The organism is Streptomyces sp. WM6378, from assembly GCF_001279695.1.
Lineage (GTDB): Bacteria > Actinomycetota > Actinomycetes > Streptomycetales > Streptomycetaceae > Streptomyces.
Window position 1 is genome coordinate 1 of the sequence record NZ_LGDD01000135.1, and the last position, 1,323, is coordinate 1,323.

At 72.7% G+C, this 1,323-nt stretch carries 1 protein-coding gene; it reads right to left on the reverse strand.

The window, feature by feature from the left end; genetic code table 11:
- Nucleotides 1-1,297: heavy metal translocating P-type ATPase (locus tag ADK54_RS14280; RefSeq protein ID WP_053725998.1), on the reverse strand; the 1,297-nt coding region annotated here is incomplete at its 3' end.
- Nucleotides 1,298-1,323 lie beyond the last annotated feature (26 nt).

Here is a 1,323-nt window from a genome sequence, read left to right on the forward strand (position 1 = left end):
CGAGGAGGCGGGCGGGTGCGCCGACCGCCACCAAGTGACCACCGACGAGGGCGGTGACCCCGACGCCGGGAGTGGAGGTGAAGTCGCGCAGGTCGGCGATGGCCAGGCCGCGGGTGCGGGCGGCGTCGACGACGGCGCGGGCCAAGGGGTGTTCGCTGGGGTGCTCGGCGGCCGCTGCGAGCGCGAGCAGGGCGTCCTCGGTCAGCCCGGGGCCGTCCAGGGGGCGGATGTCGGTGACGCGGGGGGTGCCCTCGGTCAGGGTGCCGGTCTTGTCCAGGGCGACCGCGTCGACCTGCCCGAGGCGCTCCATCACCACGGCGGACTTCACCAGCACGCCGTGGCGTCCGGCGTTGGCGATGGCCGACAGCAGCGGCGGCATCGTCGCCAGGACCACCGCGCACGGCGAGGCCACGATCATGAAGGTCATCGCCCGCAGCAGCGAGCCGGTCAGGTCTCCGCCGAACGCGACGGGGATCAGGAAGACGGCCAGGGTCGCGAAGACCATGCCCAGGCTGTAGCGCTGCTCCACCTTCTCGATGAACAGCTGGGTGGGCGCCTTGGTCTCGGAAGCCTCCTCGACCATGTCCACGATCCGGGCGATCACCGAGTCCGAGGCGTCCCGCTCGACCCTTACCCGCAGGGCGCCGGTGCCGTTGAGCGTGCCGGCGAAGACCTCGTCCCCGGTCTCCTTCGCGACCGGCAGCGGCTCGCCGGTGATGGTGGCCTGGTCCACCTCGCTGGCCCCGGCAAGGACGCGACCGTCCGCGCCGACCCGCTCACCGGGGCGGACCAGGATCATGTCCCCGGCCACCAGGTTCTCGGTCGGGACCATCGCCTCGCTCCCGTCGTCGGCCAGGCGGGTGGCGACGGTCGGTGCGAGGTCGAGCAGACCCCGCACCGCGTCCTGGGTACGCGCGGTGGCCAGGGCCTCCAGAGCGCCGGAGGTGGCAAAGATGACGACGAGCAGCGCACCGTCCATCACCTGACCGATCGTGGCCGCGCCGATCGCGGCCACGATCATCAGCAGGTCCACATCCAGAGTCTTCTCCCGCAGCGCCATCAGCCCCGCCCAGGCCGGTTCCCACCCGCCGGTGACGTAGGTGGCGGCATATAGCGGGCCCCACGCCCAGGCGGGCGCGCCGGTCAGCTGGAGCGGCAGCGCGATCAGGAACAGCACCAGCGCCGCGGCGGCCCAGCGCGCCTCCGCCAGGGCGAACACCCGGGTACGGCGCTTCGGCGCCGTACCCGAAAAGGCCGGAGCTGCCCGTCCGGGCCGCTGGAGCAGGTCAGAAGGCATGACAAAGCAACCCTTCAGGGCGGAAG